At 60.0% G+C, this 20,733-nt stretch carries 25 protein-coding genes; 18 read left to right on the top strand and 7 right to left on the bottom strand.

All coding sequences use genetic code 11. From position 1 onward, the window contains the following. Positions 1 to 241 precede the first annotated feature (241 nt). Entirely contained in the window at positions 242 to 1,060 is an 819-nt protein-coding gene (gene xdhC / locus ACODTZ_RS33610; RefSeq protein WP_489031374.1) for a xanthine dehydrogenase accessory protein XdhC, read from the top strand. On the opposite strand, the gene ACODTZ_RS33605 is transcribed toward xdhC, so the two are convergent. Beyond that, entirely contained in the window at positions 1,033 to 1,248 is a 216-nt protein-coding gene (locus tag ACODTZ_RS33605; protein ID WP_489031372.1) for a hypothetical protein, read from the bottom strand. The two genes, xdhC and ACODTZ_RS33605, sit on opposite strands and share 28 nt — an antisense overlap. Positions 1,249 to 1,349: 101 nt before the next feature. Here ACODTZ_RS33605 and ACODTZ_RS33600 point away from each other — a divergent pair, with 101 nt between their 5' ends. Continuing rightward, entirely contained in the window at positions 1,350 to 2,255 is a 906-nt protein-coding gene (locus ACODTZ_RS33600; RefSeq protein ID WP_489031370.1) for a LysR substrate-binding domain-containing protein, read from the top strand. Here ACODTZ_RS33600 and ACODTZ_RS33595 read toward each other — a convergent pair. Next, positions 2,249 to 2,611: a hypothetical protein gene (locus tag ACODTZ_RS33595; protein WP_112437112.1), complete on the bottom strand. Its 363-nt coding sequence runs from the start codon at positions 2,609 to 2,611 to the stop codon at positions 2,249 to 2,251. The two genes, ACODTZ_RS33600 and ACODTZ_RS33595, sit on opposite strands and share 7 nt — an antisense overlap. Positions 2,612 to 2,825: 214 nt before the next feature. On the opposite strand from ACODTZ_RS33595, the gene ACODTZ_RS33590 reads away from it, so the two are divergent. From ACODTZ_RS33590 to guaD, 5 genes are all read left to right on the top strand, one after another. Continuing rightward, a complete protein-coding gene (locus tag ACODTZ_RS33590; RefSeq protein WP_489031367.1) occupies positions 2,826 to 3,080 on the top strand; it encodes a hypothetical protein in 255 nt (84 codons plus the stop codon). Further along, positions 3,080 to 3,280 (top strand): hypothetical protein, encoded by a 201-nt coding sequence (locus tag ACODTZ_RS33585; protein ID WP_489031365.1) that lies wholly within the window; start codon positions 3,080 to 3,082, stop codon positions 3,278 to 3,280. The genes ACODTZ_RS33590 and ACODTZ_RS33585 overlap by 1 nt, the downstream gene beginning before the upstream one ends. Before the next feature lie 181 nt (positions 3,281 to 3,461). Then, positions 3,462 to 4,706, top strand: coding sequence for a urate hydroxylase PuuD (gene puuD / locus ACODTZ_RS33580; protein WP_111562953.1), 1,245 nt, complete (start codon positions 3,462 to 3,464; stop codon positions 4,704 to 4,706). Further along, complete coding sequence (locus tag ACODTZ_RS33575; RefSeq protein WP_489031362.1) at positions 4,703 to 5,188, top strand: COG3650 family protein; 486 nt, start codon at positions 4,703 to 4,705, stop codon at positions 5,186 to 5,188. The genes puuD and ACODTZ_RS33575 overlap by 4 nt, the downstream gene beginning before the upstream one ends. Before the next feature lie 43 nt (positions 5,189 to 5,231). Next, the gene (gene guaD / locus ACODTZ_RS33570) at positions 5,232 to 6,539 is read left to right on the top strand and encodes a guanine deaminase (RefSeq protein ID WP_489031360.1); all 1,308 of its coding nucleotides are present in this window, start codon (positions 5,232 to 5,234) and stop codon (positions 6,537 to 6,539) included. On the opposite strand, the gene ACODTZ_RS33565 is transcribed toward guaD, so the two are convergent. Together ACODTZ_RS33565 and ACODTZ_RS33560 are read right to left on the bottom strand one after the other, a co-directional pair. After that, the gene (locus tag ACODTZ_RS33565; protein WP_489031358.1) at positions 6,536 to 7,132 is read right to left on the bottom strand and encodes a dihydrofolate reductase family protein; all 597 of its coding nucleotides are present in this window, start codon (positions 7,130 to 7,132) and stop codon (positions 6,536 to 6,538) included. The genes guaD and ACODTZ_RS33565 overlap by 4 nt on opposite strands. A 95-nt stretch (positions 7,133 to 7,227) precedes the next feature. After that, entirely contained in the window at positions 7,228 to 8,064 is an 837-nt protein-coding gene (locus tag ACODTZ_RS33560; protein WP_489031356.1) for a LysR family transcriptional regulator, read from the bottom strand. A 97-nt stretch (positions 8,065 to 8,161) separates the two neighbouring features. Here ACODTZ_RS33560 and ACODTZ_RS33555 point away from each other — a divergent pair, with 97 nt between their 5' ends. The 3 genes from ACODTZ_RS33555 to ACODTZ_RS33545 all read left to right on the top strand — a co-directional run bounded on the left by ACODTZ_RS33555 (position 8,162) and on the right by ACODTZ_RS33545 (position 11,803). Then, on the top strand, positions 8,162 to 9,130 hold the full coding sequence (locus ACODTZ_RS33555) for a quinone oxidoreductase family protein (protein WP_489031354.1): 969 nt from the start codon (positions 8,162 to 8,164) through the stop codon (positions 9,128 to 9,130). Positions 9,131 to 9,222: 92 nt separating this feature from the next. After that, the gene (locus tag ACODTZ_RS33550) at positions 9,223 to 10,365 is read left to right on the top strand and encodes an alpha-hydroxy acid oxidase (RefSeq protein WP_489031352.1); all 1,143 of its coding nucleotides are present in this window, start codon (positions 9,223 to 9,225) and stop codon (positions 10,363 to 10,365) included. Between the two features lie 313 nt (positions 10,366 to 10,678). Next, positions 10,679 to 11,803, top strand: coding sequence for a hypothetical protein (locus ACODTZ_RS33545; RefSeq protein ID WP_489031350.1), 1,125 nt, complete (start codon positions 10,679 to 10,681; stop codon positions 11,801 to 11,803). 62 nt (positions 11,804 to 11,865) lie between these two features. On the opposite strand, the gene ACODTZ_RS33540 is transcribed toward ACODTZ_RS33545, so the two are convergent. Next, positions 11,866 to 13,251: a hypothetical protein gene (locus ACODTZ_RS33540; protein WP_489031348.1), complete on the bottom strand. Its 1,386-nt coding sequence runs from the start codon at positions 13,249 to 13,251 to the stop codon at positions 11,866 to 11,868. Positions 13,252 to 13,439: 188 nt separating this feature from the next. On the opposite strand from ACODTZ_RS33540, the gene ACODTZ_RS33535 reads away from it, so the two are divergent. Together ACODTZ_RS33535 and ACODTZ_RS33530 are read left to right on the top strand one after the other, a co-directional pair. Next, positions 13,440 to 13,808: a hypothetical protein gene (locus tag ACODTZ_RS33535; RefSeq protein ID WP_489031346.1), complete on the top strand. Its 369-nt coding sequence runs from the start codon at positions 13,440 to 13,442 to the stop codon at positions 13,806 to 13,808. Between the two features lie 91 nt (positions 13,809 to 13,899). Beyond that, positions 13,900 to 14,676, top strand: a complete 777-nt coding sequence (locus tag ACODTZ_RS33530) for a hypothetical protein (RefSeq protein WP_489031344.1) — start codon at positions 13,900 to 13,902, stop codon at positions 14,674 to 14,676. Here the strand turns inward: ACODTZ_RS33530 and ACODTZ_RS33525 are convergent. Beyond that, positions 14,655 to 14,873, bottom strand: coding sequence for a hypothetical protein (locus ACODTZ_RS33525; RefSeq protein ID WP_489031342.1), 219 nt, complete (start codon positions 14,871 to 14,873; stop codon positions 14,655 to 14,657). The two genes, ACODTZ_RS33530 and ACODTZ_RS33525, sit on opposite strands and share 22 nt — an antisense overlap. 244 nt (positions 14,874 to 15,117) lie before the next feature. Here ACODTZ_RS33525 and ACODTZ_RS33520 point away from each other — a divergent pair, with 244 nt between their 5' ends. From ACODTZ_RS33520 to ACODTZ_RS33495, 6 genes are all read left to right on the top strand, one after another. Continuing rightward, positions 15,118 to 15,390: a hypothetical protein gene (locus ACODTZ_RS33520; RefSeq protein ID WP_489031340.1), complete on the top strand. Its 273-nt coding sequence runs from the start codon at positions 15,118 to 15,120 to the stop codon at positions 15,388 to 15,390. A 160-nt stretch (positions 15,391 to 15,550) separates the two neighbouring features. Next, the gene (locus ACODTZ_RS33515; RefSeq protein ID WP_489031338.1) at positions 15,551 to 16,651 is read left to right on the top strand and encodes a DUF262 domain-containing protein; all 1,101 of its coding nucleotides are present in this window, start codon (positions 15,551 to 15,553) and stop codon (positions 16,649 to 16,651) included. Continuing rightward, entirely contained in the window at positions 16,648 to 17,358 is a 711-nt protein-coding gene (locus tag ACODTZ_RS33510; RefSeq protein WP_489031336.1) for an MAE_28990/MAE_18760 family HEPN-like nuclease, read from the top strand. The genes ACODTZ_RS33515 and ACODTZ_RS33510 overlap by 4 nt, the downstream gene beginning before the upstream one ends. After that, positions 17,351 to 18,433 (top strand): DNA cytosine methyltransferase, encoded by a 1,083-nt coding sequence (locus tag ACODTZ_RS33505; protein ID WP_489031334.1) that lies wholly within the window; start codon positions 17,351 to 17,353, stop codon positions 18,431 to 18,433. Before ACODTZ_RS33510 ends, ACODTZ_RS33505 begins: the two co-directional genes overlap by 8 nt. Before the next feature lie 67 nt (positions 18,434 to 18,500). After that, positions 18,501 to 18,905: a very short patch repair endonuclease gene (locus ACODTZ_RS33500; protein WP_489031332.1), complete on the top strand. Its 405-nt coding sequence runs from the start codon at positions 18,501 to 18,503 to the stop codon at positions 18,903 to 18,905. A gap of 96 nt (positions 18,906 to 19,001) precedes the next feature. Then, positions 19,002 to 19,580 carry a hypothetical protein gene (locus ACODTZ_RS33495; RefSeq protein WP_489031330.1) on the top strand — a complete coding sequence of 193 codons (579 nt, stop codon included), beginning with the start codon at positions 19,002 to 19,004 and terminating at the stop codon, positions 19,578 to 19,580. Positions 19,581 to 19,618: 38 nt separating this feature from the next. Here the strand turns inward: ACODTZ_RS33495 and ACODTZ_RS33490 are convergent, their stop codons facing one another. Next, on the bottom strand, positions 19,619 to 20,506 hold the full coding sequence (locus tag ACODTZ_RS33490) for a DUF2971 domain-containing protein (protein ID WP_489031328.1): 888 nt from the start codon (positions 20,504 to 20,506) through the stop codon (positions 19,619 to 19,621). Positions 20,507 to 20,733 lie beyond the last annotated feature (227 nt).

Here is a 20,733-nt window from a genome sequence, read left to right as displayed (position 1 = left end):
CCCCCTCTGCCCTGCCGGGCATCTCCCCCACAAGGGGGGAGATCGGCAAGTGGCTTGCTCCCCAATCACCCAATGAAGGTAGAGCGAGCGGCCGCGCCCAGCCAATCTCCCCACCTGTGGGGGAGATGCCCGGCAGGGCAGAGGGGGGTATCACACCCACAAACCTAACCTTCATAAACTCCACCCACACCAGCCCCACCGCGCACAACCCCATCCCCACAATCCCCCCGGTCATCCCCCAATGACCACCCTCCCCCAATTCCTCGCCACCCACCCCGACATCATCCTGATCGACATCACCGGCACCCAGGGCTCCACCCCCCGCGAGACCGGCACCTTCATGCTGGTCTCAGCCGACAACATCTGGGGCACCATCGGCGGTGGCCAGTTCGAGTTCATGGCGATCGCCAACGCCCGCAAGCTTCTGCAGGGCGTCGACGGCCGCGACATGATGGATATCCCCCTCGGCCCGGAGATCGGCCAATGCTGCGGCGGGCGCACGCAGTTGCGGTTTCGCAAGGTGACGGAGGACGTGATCCGTGAGTTGGAGGAACGGCGCAGCGATGAAGCGGAGCACCGGCCGGAGGTGTGGCTGTTCGGCGCCGGCCATGTCGGCCGCGCTCTCGCGACAGCGCTTTCGCCGCTGCCGCTCGACGTCACCGTGATCGAGACCCGCCAAGACGAACTCGCGCATCTGCCGGAGGGTATCAACGCCCGGCTCGTCGCCATGCCCGAAGCGCTGGTTAAGGAGATGCGCGCGGGCGCCGTCGTCGTCATCCTCACCCACGACCATGCGCTCGATTTCCTGATCGCCCGCGAGGCGCTCGCCCGCATCGATCTCGCCTATACCGGCATGATCGGCTCGGCCACCAAACGCGCCACTTTCGCAAGCTGGCTGCAGCGCGAAGCGGGTGGCGAGAAAGAATGGATGGAGCGGCTGACGCTGCCGATCGGCGGTCAACAGGTGCGCGACAAGCGGCCGGAAGTGATCGCCGCCATGACCGCGGCCGAAATCCTGACCGCGCTTGCCGCCTACCGTGTCCGCGCATCTTCGATATAGGGATCGCGCCCATCCATGAAGCCGAGGTCGCGCTTGACGCGATCCGGCATGCCCTCGAGATCCAGCCGGTCCGGCCGCGCCAGACGCACGGCAAGCCCTCGCAGCAGATGCGCCAGCCACTCGACAGCCCTGACATGGGTCGGTTCGGCCACGCGTTGGGCCATATGTTCGTTGGTTACGCAAGCCATGACATCACCTCGATAATCTGATCTGATGACTTGCAGATTGCGCCGATTAATGCTGCAATTCCAATCGAACAACCGTCTGCATGCATAAAGAGAACTTATCCATGAAGCTGTCCAAGCAGGTTCCGCTGAATGCGCTGCGCGTCTTCGAGGCCGTGGCAAGGCTTGGCAGCTTCACCAAGGCCGGCGAGGAGCTCGGCATGACGCAGACGGCCGTCAGTTACCAGGTGAAATTGCTGGAGGAGAATATCGGCGAGCCGCTGTTTTTACGCCGCCCGCGCCAGATCAGCCTGACGGATACCGGCGAACTGCTGCTCCCGAAAGTGTCCGACGCCTTCGTGCTTTTGAACGAGGCGATGGCCGAGGCGCGTGGCGAGATCGAATCGACGCTGCTGATCAACACCATCGCCACCTTCGCCTCGCACTGGCTGGCGCGCCGCCTCGGCACCTTCCAGCTCCGGCATCCGGCGATCGCGGTGCGGCTATCGACGTCGGAAGCGCTGATCGACTTCACCCGCGAATCCGTCGACGTCGCCATCCGCTCGGGCGACGGCAACTGGCGCGGGCTGATCGCCGACAAGCTGCTCGATGTCGACTTCACCCCGATGCTGAGCCCGAAACTGGCGGAAAGCATCGGCGGCATCCACAAGCCCGAGGACCTGATGAAGCTGCCGATCATCGGCGCCACCGACCCCTGGTGGCAGATCTGGTTCAAGGCAGCAGGCCTGACCGATCTCGGCCTGGAATCGCGCCCGCGCAGCCAGTATGGCTCGCAGACCTTCGAGGCGAGTGCCGCGATGGCCGGCCAGGGCGTCGCCATCCTAACGCCCGCCTTCTATGGCGACGAGCTTGCCCAGGGGCGGCTCTATCAGCCCTTCGAGATGACCTGCACCGACGATCGCGGCTACTGGCTGGTCTACGCCGAAAACCGCCGCAACGTCCCGAAGATCAAGGCCTTCCGCAGCTGGATCCTCGAAGAGATCGCCCGCGACAGGGAGACTGCTCAGTAGCCCATTTCAGGCGCGTAGAAGCAGCGCGGCGTATCCTCGTTTGGAAACAGGCAGAGATGGTAGTCGCCGTCGCCCGATTTCATCGCCCGGCCCATCGGCAGCAGGAAGACGTGCGCGTGGGTGACGAGCCGGTGGTCACCCGGCAGAAGCGTCACCCGATAGCCGTTCGGGGTGATCGCGACGCTCTTCGGCGGGATCATCTGGCAATCGCCCGTCTCGTTGTCGCCGTTGCAACAATACGGCTCGTACGCCCAGCCGGACGGGGCGTCATGGGCCTGGGCGCCACTGGTCTGGACGCCGGGGATTTGGACACAGGACGAAAAGGCAATCATCACAACCACAAGAATACTGCGCATCAGCATCTTCTCCGTCGATGAATGCGCCGCCACGCCGAAGCGGTTTCCCCTCGTCTCGGCGGCCTTGAGTAAAACTGTAATGAAGTCTTGTCATTTCAATGGCGGCGCTTTGATCGGCTTTGCGTCGCAGCGGGCATTCAAATGCAGTGGCGTGAAATATTTGCGCGCGGAGCCGGGATTATGTAAATTTGCGTAAATGTTGGGAGCGTCCGATATGCAGAGCATTCGCCCGATCAACCTGCAGACAAATCTCGGCGACGTCTTGAGGCCAGCCGATGTGGAAGCGGTGCCCAACGAGGCACCCAAATCCCGCCCCGCGCTTCATCGCCGGACGGCCGACCCGCTGGGCTACGACACCCGAGATCCTGGCTATATCAATCAGGTGGCGAGCGACGCGCTGGCTAGAAAGCATCCCGAGGAGATCGCGCGCGAGATAGACAACGCGATACGCCGGTGGAGACTGCGCTGATGGACAAGGAGATCGCGCCCAGGATTGCACATGACAAAGCGCGGCCCGTGGAACTGACCCGTCCCAACGCGAAGACGATGGCCGCGATGGAGGAAGCAAGAGCCATCAAGGCTGGTTATGGCAACGTTTTCGACACCGCCGATGAACTGCTTCAATCGCTTGAAGGCGCAAGGATGCCAAATAAGGATATGCGGGACTGACACAGCGTTCCGTTGGCAGCGTAGAGGGACACGCGGCTGGAGCGATGACACCCTAATTCCCCGCTCTACGTCCGAAAGCCGTGATTTCCGGCCCCACAACGTGGCGGTGTTGCCCTAATCCCCCTTTTCTCCCGGCAAAACATTCTGCACACTGCTGAATCGGAGAGAATAGGGGAACTGAATGTATGAATACGCCATAGCGTGGGAGTGGCTGGCCTTTGCGGCCCGCTGGTTCCACGTCATCACCGCCGTTGCCTGGATCGGCTCTTCCTTTTATTTCATCGCGCTCGATCTCGGCCTGGTGAAGCGTCCGCATCTGCCCGTCGGCGCCTATGGCGAGGAGTGGCAGGTGCATGGCGGCGGGTTCTATCATATCCAGAAATATCTGGTGGCGCCGGCGCAAATGCCCGAGCACCTGACCTGGTTCAAATACGAGAGCTATTTCACCTGGCTCTCCGGCTTCCTCATGCTCTGTATCGTCTATTACGGCGGCGCCGATCTGTTCCTGATCGATCGCCACGTGCTCGATGTCAGCGCACCGGTCGCGATCGCCATCTCGCTCGCCTCGCTTGCCGTCGGCTGGATCGTCTACGACCTGCTCTGCAAGTCGCCGATCGGGCGGAACACCTGGGGCCTCATGGTGGTGCTCTACGCGGTGCTGGTCTTCATGGCCTGGGGCTATACGCAGCTCTTCACCGGCCGCGCCGCCTTCCTGCATCTCGGTGCCTTCACGGCCACGATCATGTCGGCCAACGTCTTCATGATCATCATCCCAAACCAGAAGATCGTTGTCGCCGATCTGATCGCCGGCCGCACGCCGGATGCGAAGTACGGGGCGATCGCCAAGCAGCGCTCGCTGCACAACAACTACCTGACGCTGCCCGTCATCTTCTTCATGCTGTCGAACCACTATCCGCTGGCCTTCGGCACGGCCTACAATTGGGTGATCGCGGCACTTGTCTTCCTGATGGGCGTCACCATCCGCCACTGGTTCAACACCACGCATGCCCGCAAGGGCCGCCCGACCTGGACGTGGCTGGCAACCGTGATCCTGTTCATCCTGATCATGTGGCTTTCCACCGTTCCCAAGGTGCTGACCGGCGAGAAGGACGCGGCCGCCGAAACCGTCGCCCCCGCCTTCCAGCAGTTCGCCGGCGATCCGCACTTTCCCGCCGTCAAGCAGCTCGTCGGCACGCGCTGTTCCATGTGCCATGCAGCCGAGCCTGTCTATGAAGGCCTGGCGCGGCCGCCGAAGAACGTGATCCTCGAAAACGACGCCGAGATCGCGGCACACGCCCGCGAAATCTACATACAGGCCGGCCGCAGCCACGCCATGCCGCCGGGCAACGTCACCGACATCACGCCGGATGAGCGCAAGCTGCTCGTCGCCTGGTTCGAAAGCGCGGTCGAGGGCAAACGCGAATGATCAAAGGCCTCCGCCCCCTGCTTCTGGCCAATCTTATCGCCCTCTTAGGGCTGGCATGGACGGAAGCGCGGGCCGAGGAGGCCATTGCCAAACAGGAAGACGTGAAGACGACAGGCACCGTGCCTCCAAACATCTCTGGCGACATCACCACCCCCACCGATCTCTGGGGCGAGGTCAACGTGCTGGGCACCGGCCCCTTCTGGGCGCTCAGCATCCGCGAGGGTCAGATCACCTTCAGCCGGGCGGGCAAGAACGACGTCATCACCATAAACCCCGGCCCGCTGGAGACGACCGAAGACAGCGCGACATGGACCATCAGCCACCCGCCGCAGCACTACACGCTGACGGTGACCAGGGAGACCTGCGTCGACGGCGCATCCACGAAGCGCTACGATCTTGCGGCAAAGCTGGTATTTCAGGGCAGGACATTATACGGCTGCGCCGCATCCGTGGCGGCCCTCCCCGCCAAGCCGGCGCCCTGAGCCCACTCTGACGACGACACGCAATCGACAAAGGCGAACGCCCATGACCCAAACCCTCCTCCGCGGCCGCCTGCTCTCCTTCGTCAGGGCACCTCAGAGCCTGACTGACAGCGAAAGCTACCGCTACGAAACCGATGGCGGCCTGTTGATGGATAGTGGCGTGATCGTCGAAAGCGGCCCCTACAGCGAGGTCAAGGCCAGCGCCGCAGCCGATGCGATCGAGATCGACCACCGCCCGCATCTGATCATACCCGGGTTCATCGACATGCACCTGCATTTCCCGCAGATGCAGGTGATCGCCTCCTACGCCGCCAATCTCCTGGAATGGCTGAACACCTACACCTTCCCCGAGGAATGCCGCTTCGTCGAAAGCGCCCATGCTCAGCGTATCGCCACGCATTTCTACGACGAACTGATCCGCCACGGCACGACGACGGCGGTCGCCTACTGCTCCGTGCACAAGACCTCCGTTGACGCCTTCTTCGCCGAGGCCATGAAGCGCAACATGCGCATGGTCGGCGGCAAGGTGATGATGGACCGCAACGCCCCGCAAGGCCTGCTCGACACACCCCAGATGGGCTACGACGAGACCCGAGAGATCATCGCCGACTGGCACGGCAAGGGCCGCAACCACGTCGCCATCACCCCGCGCTTCGCCATCACTTCGACGCCCGCCCAGATGGAAGCGACGCAGGCGCTCGCCCGCGAATTCCCCGACCTGCACATCCAGACGCATCTCTCCGAAAACCATGACGAGATCAAGTTCACCTGCGAGCTCTATCCTGAGGCGATCGACTACACCGATATCTATGCCCGCTACGGCCTGCTCGGTGACAAGACGCTCTTCGGCCACTGCATCCACCTGTCGGAGCGCGAGGCGGACGCCATGAGCGAGGCCGGCGCAATCGCCGTCCACTGCCCGACCTCCAACCTCTTCCTCGGCTCCGGCCTCTTCCCGCTGAAGGCACTGATGCGCCGCGACAAGCCGGTCCGCATCGGCGTCGCCACCGATATCGGCGGCGGCTCGAGCTATTCCATGCTGCGGACCATGGATGAGGCCTACAAGATCCAGCAGCTGCTCGGCGAACGCCTGAACCCGCTGGAAAGCTATTACCTGATGACGCTTGGCAACGCCCAGTCCCTCTCTCTCGCCGATCGCATCGGCACGCTCGACAAGGGCACCGATGCCGACGTTGTGGTGCTCGATGCCGGCGCGACGCCGGCCATGGCGCTGAAGATGGAAGTGGTGAAAACGCTGCCGGAAGAGCTCTTCCTGCTGCAGACCATGGGCGATGATCGCGCCATCGTCGAGACCTATGTCGCGGGCGTGGCGGCGAAGGCGGTGCTTTAGGCCCGCCGATAGACCTGCGCGATGGCGCCCTTGGGAAACACGCGCGTGCTCATCAGTTGCAATTGCCTCGGCTGCGCCAGATCGGAAAAGATCGGCTGGCCGCGACCGAGCGCGAGCGGATAGACCATCAGCATATACTGATCGACCAGATCATGGGCGATAAGGCTGCGCGCGAAGTTGGCGCCACCATGGGCGATGATCGGCTTGCCGTCTTCCGCCTTCAACCTGGCGATTTCCTCGGCGAGATCGCCGCTCGCCACATAGGCCTTGCTCCAGCTGTCGGCGCCGGGTTGCGGCTCGCCTGATGGCGCCGCGTCGATCGCCTTCGGCAGGATCGCCGCGCCCTTTTTCGAAAACACCGCCTTGGGAATCTGGTTCATCGCGGGTGCGAAGACGTTGGTCGATGTCGGCCAGAAGCGCGCCATCCCCTCGAAGGTACGGCTGCCCATGATGTGCAGGCTGGCATTCCAGGCGTTCTCGACCTTCCAGGCGATCGCTTCCTCGTCGCCGGTGAAAATCCACTCGGTCTGACCCTCGGGGCCGCTGACAAAACCATCGAGCGTCATCGCCATGGCCAGGATCAACTCTCGCATCGCTTCCTCCTCTTGTGTTCTCCCCAAGGACGCGGTGGCCCAACATATTCCGACAATCTGCCGAACCAAAATGCATCGTCAGCCAACGATCACCGTCAACGCTCGCGCAGCGCATCCATAACCGCCCGCACCAGCGGCACATCCTTGATGTCGCTATGGACGACAAGCCACAGATCGCGCGTGATATCGGCTCCATCCAGATCCAGCCACGCCAGCCCTTGGCCCTCTGCCATGAAATCGGGCAGCAGCGCCACGCCGCCGCCGGCCTTGACCGCCGCCAGCTGGAACTCCAGCGTCGAGGCGCGGATCGCGATCGGCCGGCCAGCGGCGATCTCGGCCAGCCGCTCCTCCTGCGGCGACGACGCCATCCCCTCGTCATAGCCGATGAATGTCCAGTCGCGCTCGTCGACCGTCTCGGCATAGCCTGAGGCCGCATAGGCATGAAAACCCACCTCGCCGATCTTCGAGACAGTCAGATCGCCACTCTCAGGCCGATTGAGCCTCACGGCGATATCCGCCTCCCGCCGCCCAAGCGAGGCATAGCGCGTTTCGCCGATGAGCGTGACCCTGATGCCGGGATGGCGCGCTCTCAGCCGCACCAGCGGCGGTGCCAGAACCGCGCCCGCATAGGCCGGCGGCGCACTGATGCGGACCTCGCCGACATGGCTTTGATCGGCACCGATACCGCCGCGCGCGATGGTCACGGCATCGGCGCTCATGCGCTCGGCGATCGCGGCAACACGCACGCCCTCCGCCGTCAAAAGGATCCGCCGCCCACGCCGGTCAACCAGCCTGGCGCCGATCTCGCGCTCCAGATGCGCCACCCGCCGCGATACCGTCGCATGCTCGACCCCAAGCGCCCGCGCAGCGCCCGACAAGGTTCCGAGTTGCGACAGCGCCAGCAGATGGCGCAAATCTTCCCAATCCAGCATTGATCATTTTTTCCCAAGCGATGTGAGATCATAGGGAATTTTCAATCACGCAACCATCCCCCATCTTCAGCGCCAGACAGGCACAGGAAATCGGAATATGGATATCGCAATCACCCTCACCACCCCGGGCGGCATCGAGCAGCTGACAGTGACCCCGCAAGAACCGCAGGCGCCGGGACCAAACGAGATCCGCATCCGCCACGACGCCATCGGCGTCAACTTCCTGGATATCTATCATCGCAAGGGTCTCTATCCGCTGCCCGCCTACCCCGCCGTCATCGGCGCCGAAGGTGCCGGCGTGGTCGAAGCGGTTGGCTCCGAGGTGACGACGGTCTCTCCCGGCGACCGCGTCGTCTATGTGGGCGCCCCCGTCGGCGCCTATGCCTCGACCCGCCTGCTACCGGCGCATCGCGCCATCCGCCTGGCCGACGATGTCGGCTCGAAACAGGCCGCCGCCATGATGCTCAAGGGCATGACGGCCTATATGCTGCTCCACCGCATCCACACGGTGACGCCTGAAAGCACCATCCTCGTGCACGCCGCCGCCGGCGGCCTCGGCACGCTTCTGGTGCGCTGGGCCAAGCACCTCGGCGCCACTGTCATCGGCACCGTCAGCAGCGCGGAAAAAGCGGCACTCGCGACCGCGAACGGCGCCGACCATCTGGTGATCGGCCGCGATGCCGATCTGGTCGCAGACGTCATGGCGCTGACATCAGGGCGTGGCGTCGATGTCGGCTATGATGGGATCGGCGGCGCGATGCTGGCGAAGACTATCCAGTGCATCCGCCCCTTCGGCATGGCCGCGAGCTTTGGCCAGGCGGCGGGGCCGATACCGCCGGTGGCGATCGAGGCGCTGCGCCCGAACAAGTCATTGTCGCATCCGAGCATCATGGCGGCGAGCGCCGATCCGGCCTTCTACCTGGAGGCGGCGACGGCGGCGATCGAGGCCATCCGGCTCGGCATTCTCACGCTTCCCACCCGCGAATTCGCCCTTTCCGATGCCGCCGCGGCCCACACCGAACTGGAGGCCGGACTGAGCAGCGGCAGCCTGTTGCTCATCCCGTAAGAGGCTTCGGCGCGGGCGAGAAAGATACCGTTTCGGATGTAAATTATATGTGATATGGCCGGTTGCATTATTCAGATGTGAAAGTCTTATCCATGACCAAACCTCTCACCATTGCCGATCTGAAATCGCTTGCCCAGCGACGCGTCCCCAAGATGTTCTTCGACTACGCCGATTCCGGCGCATGGACGGAGCAGACCTACCGCGCCAACGAGAGCGATTTTGCCAAGATCGGCCTGCGTCAGCGCGTGCTCGTCGACATGACGAACCGCACGCTGGAGACGACGATGGTGGGCCAGAAAGTGGCGATGCCCGTCGCTCTCGCCCCAACGGGCATGACCGGCATGCAGCACGCCGATGGCGAGATGCTGGCGGCGCAGGCGGCCGAGGAGGCCGGCGTTCCCTTCACCCTGTCGACCATGAGCATCTGCTCGATCGAGGATGTCGCCTCGGTCACCACCAAACCCTTCTGGTTCCAGCTTTATGTCATGAAGGACAAGGACTTCGTGCTGAACCTGATCAACCGCGCCAAGGCCGCCAAGTGCTCGGCGCTGGTCTTGACCGCCGACCTGCAGATCCTCGGCCAGCGCCACAAGGACCTGCGCAACGGCCTCTCCGCGCCGCCGAAATTCACGCCCAAGCACATCTGGCAGATGGCGACACGGCCCTTCTGGTGCCTCGACATGCTGCAGACCAAGCGCCGCTCCTTCGGCAACATCGTCGGCCATGCCAAGAACGTCTCCGACCTCTCGTCGCTGTCTTCATGGACGGCGGAGCAGTTCGACCCGCAGCTCTCCTGGGCCGATGTCGCCTGGATCAAGGAACAGTGGGGCGGCCCGCTGATCATCAAGGGCATCTGCGACGTCGAGGACGCGAAGGCGGCAGCCGACACCGGCGCCGACGCCATCATCGTCTCCAACCACGGCGGCCGCCAGCTCGACGGCGCCCCCTCCTCGATCAGCATGCTGCCCGGAATTGTCGACGCCGTCGGCGACAGGATCGAAGTGCATCTCGACGGCGGCATCCGCTCCGGCCAGGACGTGCTGAAGGCCGTCGCGCTCGGCGCCAAGGGCACCTACATCGGCCGCCCCTTCCTCTACGGCCTCGGCGCCATGGGCAAGGAAGGCGTTTCGCTGGCGCTCAGCATCCTGCGCAAGGAGATGGACGTGACCATGGCGCTTTGCGGCAAGCGCGACATCAAGGACGTGAACTCGTCGATCATCGCCGGACGGCAGTAGGCGCGGTTTGTGAGCAGCCCGTTCACAGAAGGCACGAATCCCGACTTTCCTGACATTCTTGCACGCTTTGAAAAGTCACGGTTGAAAAATACCGTGGCGTCAGCGGCTTAGCAGCCAAGGATCACCTTCCGGTCGTAGGCGCCTGATTGCGACCGTTTCGGCCTCCACAAATGGGTCTAAGGGCGCCTTCCGTGCGAAACGAAGGCCTTGGATATTGGCTCGATAGCACCACCCGAATACCGCTCCCCTGGCGGCCGCCGTTGAGACTTGCATCCTCCCAATCCAGGCTTGGACCTGCATCTAGGAGGACATCATGGGTATCTACGACTGGCGCGACGCGCGGCCGAAGAAGAGTTCATCTCGCTATTCGGCGGACGAGTATCGATACATCGCGGTCGAGAACGCTACATACTCGCCCTGCATGGAGGGCCATGTCTGGCTACCGCCGGCCAACTTCGCCGACTTCCTGGCGGACGATGCTCATCGACTGGTGGTCTTCGCCGAGGAGAGTTTCGATGACGACTACTCGGTCTACGACACCCGCAATTGGGACGCCTACGGGACGACGTCCCGTGAGTTCGAGACGGTAGCCAAGCGCCTCTATGAAATCGCTGCGGCCGCATTCAAACAGGCACTGGCGACCGATTTGGATCTCGACCTTGATGGCGCCACGATGCGGCACTGGGGCGACCGACTTGTAGTCAAGTGGGGCGATATCAGCCTCAAGTTCGAGAAGCCATCGTCCTGGGAGCTCTACGAAGGCTTCGAGAAAATCGGAGCCGCGACGAGCCTTGACGATCTGCGGGATCTGCCCGCTGCGACTGGCAAGCTCCCTCGCGGCAAAAACGATCTGGTCTCCGAGGAGCTCCGCGGGCTTCTGGATGGGCGCCCCCTGCCAAGGAACCGGGTGGTGTCGGAGATCTTCCGCGGGGATCGCGAACATGCCTCCAGCGACGATCGCTATGAATTCGACAACTTCGGGAATTTTCGCGACTGGAATTCCGAACGGATGCTGCTCGGATACACTTGGATTGCTCCAACCAGCTGGAGCGATTTCGAGTCCGGGCAGGCCGAGAGGCTCATCGTGGTGCAGAAGGGCAATTCCGAATACGAGGTCCATTCACCGCGAACCAGCGAGGTCATTGCCGGAACGGACTACGGGAAGACCATAGAGCGACTGTTCAACGAAGCGTACGAGAACTTCCGTCGCAACCTAGAGGTCGATCTCGGATTGGATCTGAGCTGCGCGAAGTTGGCGTACCGTGGAAACAGCCTCTCCATCGGTATCGACGACGCCGATGTCAGTCTCTGGTACAACGATGATGAATGGCACCTCGGGAACGAGTGGGGTGACTGGGACAATATCAAGGAGGAGATCCGGCGGATCGCGCCGCAGCTTCTCAAAGACGTCCATCAACCGACGACCGCCGCACCCTGAGAAATCCTCTGGCAACACAATCGAGCCAAGAGCTGGGCGCCGATAAGGTGGCAGCTCGGCCCCTAGCCTGCCACCCTCCTATGGAACACACGTCTCCGAGGTGTCAGATAGTCGCTCAGGAGCATTGCCGGACCACATAGATCAAAGTGCTCCAAAGTCTCGATAGCTTCATCCGGTTGCTCGTTGATGAAGGCTATCGCCTTCTCGCGCAACGCCGGGGCGAGACCAAAACCAGTGTCCACGAGCTGGTTGACGGAACTCTGCTTCATCTGCCTCGAGAACGCGCATAGTGCCGCAATGAGGTCGAATCCTTCTTGGCCCGACAGATGCCCCGCCAGCACGCTATCGACATCCGGGAGAGCTTCAGCAACTCGGAGCGCGCTATGGCCATCCTCCCAGGAATCCCAGACCGGGCCCAGCGCGCGATCTCTCATTAGATCAGCTTCCTTCAGGGTCCCGAACAAAACCGCACGCACCCCAGACACTTCGATCGCAGCGCGTATCGCATCTGGAAAATTGACTACGAGAGATTTGCGATCTGGTGAGGCCGCAACCGCCTGGATGAAACCTTCGGAGACCGCGAGCAGACGATCCCGATCGCACTCTGCATCGCTGAAAGTGGCGGCAAGCTGTTCGTCCAGTAGACGTCGCGGGCTACCGTCCAGCGTTGTGAGAAGCGCAATGTCGGCGTTGATGATCATCGCGAGCCACAGATGATCTTCCCACGAGGTTCCGGATGTCTTCTTCTTGGAGGACCCCAGTTTCTTTCCGATTGATCCCCGGTGTCCCTCGTCGTGCTTGCTTGCCAAAGCGACCAGGAACCGCAGTGCATTCGACCGGAAGGCATCGTCCGTAGGACTTTTCAGCTCAGACCAAAGATCCCCAATGAGCTTCGGGTACGCCAATGCGTGTATCTGGAGCAACTTCTCATCGACAACGACAACATCGTCGCCGCTTTTCGGGAAGATTGACCCAGCTTTCATCTCCGAGATTAGTCTTCTGCTCCCTTCCTCGGCGGTCAGCCATCTGGGTTTAAGAAACACGTCGACGGACGTCATGAAAATCTTCTGGGCATCTTCCTCGGTGGCATGGATACCAGACGGATGAGCCGCCTTGTTTCTGCCCTCTCTGATGTTTGAAAGCTCGAACTTCTGCGCGTCTGTTACGAATTTTGACTTGTGCAGTTCTTCGATCATGTGCGCCTCGAAGGACCTCTGAGACTTGAGGTCGCCATCAATTCGGCCCCTCAGATCTTCGGCAGCTTTGTCATACTGCGCGAAATCCTCGACCCTCGCTATCAGATGATCGAAAACCGCATTCGCGGTCATCACGATGCAGGCGCGAAAAGCCCTGACGCTGTAACAGGCAAGAGCTTCCTGCAGATATTCACGAACATCGGTGTCCGTGACCTCGTCCAGGCGTTCCTTCATCTTGAGTAGTTCGTACACGTGTTTTCTCCTGCGGATTTCGCAGTGCTACCGGAGGTCCGTAAACGACGGGTTAGGATGACCGGCAGCTTTCTCAGCATCCCGCGCCGTCCTTTGAAAAGGACTAGCGATCTCTTCCGAAGAGAACCACCCCTTTGTCGAATGCCGCCGGCGCCGTGATCCTTTCCTCAATTGATGAGGAGACTACGATGAAGGCGATAAGGCCAATCGATGTCCGCGCTTGGCTGTTGACCCACGGCTTTGAAGACAAACGACGGAGACTGATGTCGAAGTACGAAGGCCACCGGGTTTATCTCGATCTCGGCACTACAGGAGGAAGTTCTTGGATTGCCCTGGATGGCTCGGAGCATCTACTGCGCAGGTTCAATTATGTCGACCTCCGGATCACCGGCAGCGGCATGCTTCTCGGTGCGGGTCTTCGAAACTTCTTTCTCGAGCGAATGCAAATGGGCGCTACGGCACCGACTTGGTTCCCAGATGGGCACCTCGGCTCGGCGCCCGATTCTATGCCGAAGCCAGACAATGACGGCGGAAGCAGTTCATTGACGTTCCGGTGATAGGCGGCAAGGCCTCTACGTTCACACCGTCACTTCTTGTTAGCAAACGTGCAAGGCTTTGGTCGTATCCCTTCCAGCACCGGGGGATGTGATGAACAGCAAGATTCGGATAAAAATGCTCGGATACGGCGTCGAAACTAGATGCCGTGTTTCGGAATCGGACGTGGACTGGTGGATAAGTCAGTTTGGCAGCTCTACCGACCGATTTCCTGCAGGACTCTGTCGGCAGCTTTCAACCGGTACCGACTATGAACACGATTTCGGCCTGGAAAAGATCGACACCTTGTCGAACGAAGCGTCCGTCTCGCTTAAAGCCCATTTCGACAATGCGCTCGTTTATGAAGCTGGCCGATCGGTTATGTTTCCTGATGCGCAAATCAATATGGATTTTTTGAAAGTTGAGGAAGACTTTCGCAGGCAAGGCATCAGCAGATCGTTGCTGAGAAATGCATACCGGTTGGCGCGCGAGCTAAATCTGGAACGCCTTGGCATAACTGCGGTTGACGACGGCTCCTTCCTTTGGGCTCGTGCGGGTTTTTTACCGAGCGAGAAAAGTTGGAAGGACCCAAAATGTCGCGATCTGATATTGATGACGATTGGTAAGGTCAGGGAGCTGAACTGGGAAGACAAGCAAACCTGGCACAATATCATCATGGATGACAACCCCGCTGGAATCTGGATGATTGCCGACTCTCAGAGAATAGTAACATCGACCACAGACGAGAGTGTGCGCAAACCGCTGGGTGAGGTCCTGCTCATCGAGAGCAAAGCCTCGTGGCGCGGCAGGTTGGAGTTCTCACGCGACGATGATGAAACTGACGGCCCCCATCTCGAGCGGCTGAGGAACTATCTCGGCTTTCGACTGTAACCGTCCAACACCATTTCCACATCGCCGAGATCAACAGCCATCTGCTCTGCAATCCAGTCACTCGGCAGTCCGCGCTCTGCAAACCGCAAGATCGAACTGCGCAACATCGGGGTGATCGTCCCGCGGTTGCGTTCATCTATCAGCCGGAAGTCGTCTAGCAAGTCTTCGGCCCCATCGATCCAATTCGGCTTTGCCATAGGTACGCCACTCCGTTGTTCAAGATTTCCGACAATCGCACTCAGCAGATCACCTAGGGCGAGCATCCGCCTATTTGCAGATGCCTCAATATTGGATAGCACAATGAAAGCGACAAATCACTGAAATCCCGGCATCGCTTCCTACCTTAGCAGCAAATCATTGATCGGCCTGCATTCCCAGCTAATGCTTAGGCGTCACCCGCGTTCCCAACCGGAAGAGCGCGACAGCGGCGAGAGATTAGCAATGACAATCGAACTACCAGATGGCCTTTACCCTTTCATTGACGAGCAGCTTCCGCTGCGCGAGCTTGTGATGGCGGAGGCGCCAGAACCTTTAGAGCAACTTATCCGCTCTCAGGCGGCTGCGAACGGGATCGAAATCGTCCGCGGCACTCCGGTCGAGCTTAAATGCGAGTCAGAAGGATTTCCGAACGCCACGTTCCTCGTGTATTGGCCGCTCGAAGACGATCGGCTGCACATGCTAATGCCGAAGCACTTCGTGACGGGACGCGGCTAGTACTCTCGGAGAAGTGTCAGGTGGGAGGACGCCCTTCCCTTTGCGAACCCGAACTCGTTGACAACTCTGTTTTTAACCCTACAGCGCTGGTCGAATCGTATGTCTACGTGCATAAGTTTCGGTGTTTGTTCTACCAATCGTAAGTGTGGTCCCGATATCGATGGCAAAGCCGAAGACGGTTAAAAAGATTGCGGATGATGTTGTTCAAGCTGCCGAGCAGGCGGTCATCGCCGTCTCTCGGCAAGTCAAGTTCAATGTCGCGGAATATCCGGTATCGATGTACGTGAGCCGTTTCAAGGACGACACATCCGATCGATACTTCGTGCCAGAGTACCAACGAAACCTTGCTTGGAACGACGAACAGAAGTCGCAGTTCATCGAATCCTTGATCGTTGGACTGCCGATACCTTTCATGTTTTTCTATCAGACGTCCGATGGAAGGATGGAGATCGTGGACGGCTCGCAGCGAATGCGCGCCATGAGGTCATTCCTGAAGGAAGGAATGCGGCTTCGTGATCTCGTCCTGATTCCGGAGTTGAACGGGTTTTCTTTCAGTGATCTGCCGGGAGACCGCCAGAACAAGCTGGAAGACATCACCATCCGCACGATCCTCCTCGATACGGAAACCGATCCTGCAACGCGGGCCGAGATGTTTGCGCGCATTAATCGCATGGGCACGACCGCGAACGAAGCCGAGATCCGTCGCGGCTCTCTGCCGGGCCCGGTCACAACCCTGATCCAGGAACTCGCGGAGTCCAAAGAATTCTGCGACATGACTCCTTTGACCGATAAGGCGATTAAACAGCGTGAGCGAGAAGAACTCGTCACTCGATTCTTCGCCTATCTGAACAGGAACGACACCGGCGATGGGCGCTTTCCGGGTTATCGGGACAGACCGAAAAAGTTCCTTTACGACTACCTCAAGGACGCGAACCAAGCTGCGGATGCCGACGGTAGCGTTGTCCCCGATATGAGAACCGAGTTCCTTCGGATGCTGAAGTTCGTGGCGGCGAGCTTCCCGCTTGGGTTTCGAAAAAACAAGACCGCGAATACTGTGCCGAGGGTTCGCTTCGAGGCGATTGCCGTTGGCTCCGCGTTGGCGCTGCGTGAAAATCCCAACCTGACTGTCGCGTCGGCCGACGTCGCAAAGCGCATGGATGCTGCGAAGTTCGACAGCGTGGTGGTTTCGGACGGCGCCAACGTTCGTTCGAAACTGGAAGGACGTATCGACCTTGGAAAAGCGATCGTGTTGAACCAATGATCAACCTTCAGAATTCACTTACGGAGCGGCGCCAAGAATTCGATGGACATCTCGCGTTCGCTAGGGCTCTGGACCGACGCCTTATGGAGGGCGACACCTCTCTCGGCGAAATGGCGCTGAGCGCGCGGCACCTGCTGACAATAAAATCCGGCCTCATCGTCCACCTCTACAATATCGTGGAAGCGACGATGACGACTGCGATAGAAGAGCTTGGCAAAGAGGTGCTTTCGGTACACCCGTCCCAATGGTCCAATGTGACATTGAAGGAATGGCTGCGAAGCTACGCCAGGACTGGAGTAGATGGCAACGAAGACACACGGCTCGATGTCGTGCATGGCGCTGCCCGGAAGCTCCTTCGGCAAGATCCGATGAACGACCTTCACTTCAAGAAGCCCTCCGGTACCTGGTCCGACGACGTGATTCTAAAATTCTGCCGACGACTTGGGGTTTCGTTTCCTTTGAATGCAGACATCGCGCCGAGGATTCAGGCCTCGCCTATGTACAGAGATATGACACCCATGAAGTTCCTCGCGGACAGGCGAAATGCGATCGCGCATGGGACGCGAACCTTCGAGGACGGCGCCAAGGACTTAAGCCTCTCGAACATCTCCGACCTTGCGTCAGTGACGTTGGACTATCTCGACCTCGCGGTCGCCGCATTCGTGAATTTCGCCTCGCAGAAAAAGTATATGGTTGCCGATGCCTGAACTCGACCGTCCGGAAATTGTCGCAGTCGACCTGTTCTGTGGAGTGGGTGGCCTCACCTATGGATTGCAGTCCGCGGGCATTTCTGTCGAGCTTGGGGTAGATATCGATCCCGGATGTGCCCACCCGATCGAACGCAATTCGAATGCCAGGTTCCTTCAAGCCGATGTCGCTTCGCTCGATCCGAAGATCGTTGCAGGTGTATTCGAAGGAAGCTCGGTGAGCCTTCTCGCTGGTTGCGCTCCCTGTCAGCCTTTCTCGACATATTCGCGCGCGGCAAAGCAGAAGCATGGCGTGCAAGCAGGCGACAATCGCAGCGAAGACTGGAGACTTGTCGAGCACTTCGGGAACATCGTTGAGAAGGTTCAGCCAGATCTGGTCACCATGGAGAATGTTCCTCCATTGGCACAACAACCGATCTTCAGACGGTTTTTGGAGAAGCTGGCGGGCTATTGGGTAGATTGGCGCGTCGTTGAATGCCAGACGATCGGCCTTCCCCAAACCCGCAAGAGACTGGTCCTTGTTGCCTCGCGTCTGGGCCCCATAACGATCCCTGAGTTCGAGCGCCCGATCGTGACAGTCCGGGAGACGATTCAAGACCTCCCAAAGCTTTCAGCCGGCGAAAACGATCCAGCGGACGCGCTCCATCGCGCGAGCCGCCTCAGCAGTGTGAACATGCAAAGGATTCGACACTCGAGGCCGGGCGGTACGTGGCGGGATTGGCCGAAAGAGCTTCGGGCTTCGTGTCACACGAAGGACACCGGTGCGACTTATCCCTCGGTATACGGCCGAATGGAATGGGACGCGCCAGCTCCGACGATCACCACTCAGTGTTTTGGATACGGCAACGGCCGATTTGGCCACCCTGAGCAGGATCGAGCGATCAGTCTGCGGGAAGCATCGATGCTACAGGGGTTCCCGAAGGAATATTCATTTCTGCCAGACGAGCGAAATGCGAGTTTCGATAAGCTTGGGCGCCTGATCGGAAACGCAGTCCCCGTAAAGCTTGGAGAGGTGATCGGAGAACTGTTCGCCGCTCATGTCGCCAAGTATCCCAAGGACTCGACCCAGCACTAAACCCATTCGCCACGCTGCAAACGCAATCGCCCTCTAGGTGTCTGTGACCGGGAAAGGTTCACAGACAATGATCGATCCGAAGCGTTCTGCACTGATGGCGAAGGTGAAGAGCAAGAACACCACGCCCGAACTCAAGGTTCGGAGGGCGCTGCATGCATGCGGCGGCCGTTTTCGCCTCCATCGCAAGGATCTTCCCGGTCGCCCGGACATAGTGCTGCCTGCACGAAGGATTGCCGTGTTCGTTCATGGCTGCTTCTGGCATCGGCACGAGAACTGCCGCATGGCATCAATGCCAAAGACGCGAACCGAATTCTGGAACGCGAAGTTCGACGCCAATATCGCGCGCGATCAACGAAACACAACAGATCTCGAAAAGATGGGGTGGATTGTCCATGTCATCTGGGAATGCGAGACGAAGCGAGCGGAAGATCTCTCGACGGCCGTGAGCACGGTCATGCGCGACCCAAACTAAGATCGCCGTCTAGTATTGCAGTGGCAGGCTATGCCCAACTATCCTCGCCGAAACCAAGGCGGGGGAGACATGCGCGTACTATTGCTCACGGGTTCGGTGGCGCTCGCCATCGCAGCATTCTTCCTGGGCTTCCAGCTGGGCGCCCTGCACGCGACAGCCATCTGCGTGCCTGACGAATCCTGCGTGAGGGAGTGGCTGGCGGCAACAAGCGGGTGGGCCGCGGCCATCGTTGCGGCGCCGACGATCCTCTATCTTTCGAAACAGATCCGGGAAGCTGATCAGCACCAGAAAACTGCTTTCGCGATCCAGCTGCGCCAGCAAAGGATTCTTGCGACCCGGACATCTCACATCGCCCAAATCGCTCTTGGCGAGATGAACAAGCAGGAGAGCGAGCACGCCGGTGCCGACATTCGTTCCTGGGATAGGGAAACTGTCGAAGGCATCATCCATCACCTTCGCGACACCACGATATCGTCATTTCAGAACGAGATTGCACATCCTTACTCGCTCGGCGCCTGGGTGACTGCTCTCGCCATCGAACGAGCTTACGCTGGGATCGAACCTGCCGTTCAGACGGCTCCCGGACTCGCCCGCAAGTTCTTCGAAAACCTAGCGAAGCAAGCGGACGAATACCTGATCGAGACTGAAGCCATGACCGGCATCAAATCCAGCTAGGCTCGATCACCGGCAGCCACATCGATAAAGACAAGCGCTCAGCTGCTGCCATCTCGTTCGTTTTTGCGACCGAATTGGGGGAACCAGTATTTCAGGTCTTCAGGACCCTTAAGAGCCTCGAAGCCCACGAGGTCTTCTGCGGCTTCGAACGGGTCGATCCGACGCTTGTAGGTCGGGATCCGAGGTGCTGCATCGGCAGCCGAAATGATCTGCGCCTCGAGCTCCGGCTCTATGCGGGGGCCCAAGAATACTCGCGTTATCGCGCTTCGTTCAAAGTGTACGATACGGTCCTTCGGTGCTTGTTCCTCAACGGCGATCATGATCAGCCGCCACTCCTTTTCCCCCACCCAGTCGATATGTTTGAAGTACAGCAGCGTTGAAAGGAGATGGGAGTCGTAGCGCATATCGCCGTCCATGAAGTTGGACGGACAGAACCCGGGATTCCTGTCGATATATCGCACTTGCCCGAAATGCCCTCCGAGACGGGACAACGCGGGATCCGTAGAGAATTCGATAACGACGCCGGCATGGTTATCGCCGTAGGTTCCCCACATACGCTGGTTGTTTCGTTCGGACGAGAAACAGGTCACTCCCGAGTGCTGCATGATGAGGTCGAGGTTGATGTTGAGCACCTCGATCGCATTCTTCTCGGTCTCCCGCGCCTCCTCGAAATCCAAGTCCTTTGAGGCGTCGAACGCCTCTTGGAAGTCTGAGAACACGCCCGTCGCTACCAATCCCTTCGCATAGATTCGGTGTTTGGTATCGTCGTCCAACCTGAAGAGGGATCTCGCGCGGAACTCATACAAGTCATTCTGACCGGCAGCAGGTGCCAGGAACAGCGTCGAGTCCCGGATGATCTGCAATGCCCTGGCGGCACTGGTGTACTTATAGAGAAACGGCGGCGGCTCATCGTGGTCTTGAGTCATCTGAGACACTCGTTGATAGGGCGGAAACTTTAGCTAAAGTAACGGTTGTTCGCCGTCCAGATGGGATGCTCCGGCGACAGGCTGACAACCAGTGCGTCAAGGTTGTAACTCAACTCGACGTGCCTTGGCGATAGCAGCGTATCCTTGACCCCCGGGGCAATGCGCGATCCGATCATCGAAGTCGCGTGCCGGGCCTGCGGTCGAGCTGCCAGCCATGCCCGCGCCGA

It is taken from the genome of Rhizobium sp. FG113, from assembly GCF_057809895.1.
The sequence above is the reverse complement of the archived record's forward strand: the minus strand, read 5'-3'. Positions and strand labels throughout refer to the sequence as shown.

Bases quoted from the DNA above. Each gene is read 5' to 3' on its own strand.
- xdhC (WP_489031374.1), top strand. From the start codon at position 242: ATGACCACCCTCCCCCAATTCCTCGCCACCCACCCCGACATCATCCTG.
- ACODTZ_RS33605 (WP_489031372.1), bottom strand. From the start codon at position 1,248: ATGGCTTGCGTAACCAACGAACATATGGCCCAACGCGTGGCCGAACCG.
- ACODTZ_RS33600 (WP_489031370.1), top strand. From the start codon at position 1,350: ATGAAGCTGTCCAAGCAGGTTCCGCTGAATGCGCTGCGCGTCTTCGAG.
- ACODTZ_RS33595 (WP_112437112.1), bottom strand. From the start codon at position 2,611: ATGCGCAGTATTCTTGTGGTTGTGATGATTGCCTTTTCGTCCTGTGTC.
- ACODTZ_RS33590 (WP_489031367.1), top strand. From the start codon at position 2,826: ATGCAGAGCATTCGCCCGATCAACCTGCAGACAAATCTCGGCGACGTC.
- ACODTZ_RS33585 (WP_489031365.1), top strand. From the start codon at position 3,080: ATGGACAAGGAGATCGCGCCCAGGATTGCACATGACAAAGCGCGGCCC.
- puuD (WP_111562953.1), top strand. From the start codon at position 3,462: ATGTATGAATACGCCATAGCGTGGGAGTGGCTGGCCTTTGCGGCCCGC.
- ACODTZ_RS33575 (WP_489031362.1), top strand. From the start codon at position 4,703: ATGATCAAAGGCCTCCGCCCCCTGCTTCTGGCCAATCTTATCGCCCTC.
- guaD (WP_489031360.1), top strand. From the start codon at position 5,232: ATGACCCAAACCCTCCTCCGCGGCCGCCTGCTCTCCTTCGTCAGGGCA.
- ACODTZ_RS33565 (WP_489031358.1), bottom strand. From the start codon at position 7,132: ATGCGAGAGTTGATCCTGGCCATGGCGATGACGCTCGATGGTTTTGTC.
- ACODTZ_RS33560 (WP_489031356.1), bottom strand. From the start codon at position 8,064: ATGCTGGATTGGGAAGATTTGCGCCATCTGCTGGCGCTGTCGCAACTC.
- ACODTZ_RS33555 (WP_489031354.1), top strand. From the start codon at position 8,162: ATGGATATCGCAATCACCCTCACCACCCCGGGCGGCATCGAGCAGCTG.
- ACODTZ_RS33550 (WP_489031352.1), top strand. From the start codon at position 9,223: ATGACCAAACCTCTCACCATTGCCGATCTGAAATCGCTTGCCCAGCGA.
- ACODTZ_RS33545 (WP_489031350.1), top strand. From the start codon at position 10,679: ATGGGTATCTACGACTGGCGCGACGCGCGGCCGAAGAAGAGTTCATCT.
- ACODTZ_RS33535 (WP_489031346.1), top strand. From the start codon at position 13,440: ATGAAGGCGATAAGGCCAATCGATGTCCGCGCTTGGCTGTTGACCCAC.
- ACODTZ_RS33530 (WP_489031344.1), top strand. From the start codon at position 13,900: ATGAACAGCAAGATTCGGATAAAAATGCTCGGATACGGCGTCGAAACT.
- ACODTZ_RS33525 (WP_489031342.1), bottom strand. From the start codon at position 14,873: ATGGCAAAGCCGAATTGGATCGATGGGGCCGAAGACTTGCTAGACGAC.
- ACODTZ_RS33520 (WP_489031340.1), top strand. From the start codon at position 15,118: ATGACAATCGAACTACCAGATGGCCTTTACCCTTTCATTGACGAGCAG.
- ACODTZ_RS33515 (WP_489031338.1), top strand. From the start codon at position 15,551: ATGGCAAAGCCGAAGACGGTTAAAAAGATTGCGGATGATGTTGTTCAA.
- ACODTZ_RS33510 (WP_489031336.1), top strand. From the start codon at position 16,648: ATGATCAACCTTCAGAATTCACTTACGGAGCGGCGCCAAGAATTCGAT.
- ACODTZ_RS33505 (WP_489031334.1), top strand. From the start codon at position 17,351: ATGCCTGAACTCGACCGTCCGGAAATTGTCGCAGTCGACCTGTTCTGT.
- ACODTZ_RS33500 (WP_489031332.1), top strand. From the start codon at position 18,501: ATGATCGATCCGAAGCGTTCTGCACTGATGGCGAAGGTGAAGAGCAAG.
- ACODTZ_RS33490 (WP_489031328.1), bottom strand. From the start codon at position 20,506: ATGACTCAAGACCACGATGAGCCGCCGCCGTTTCTCTATAAGTACACC.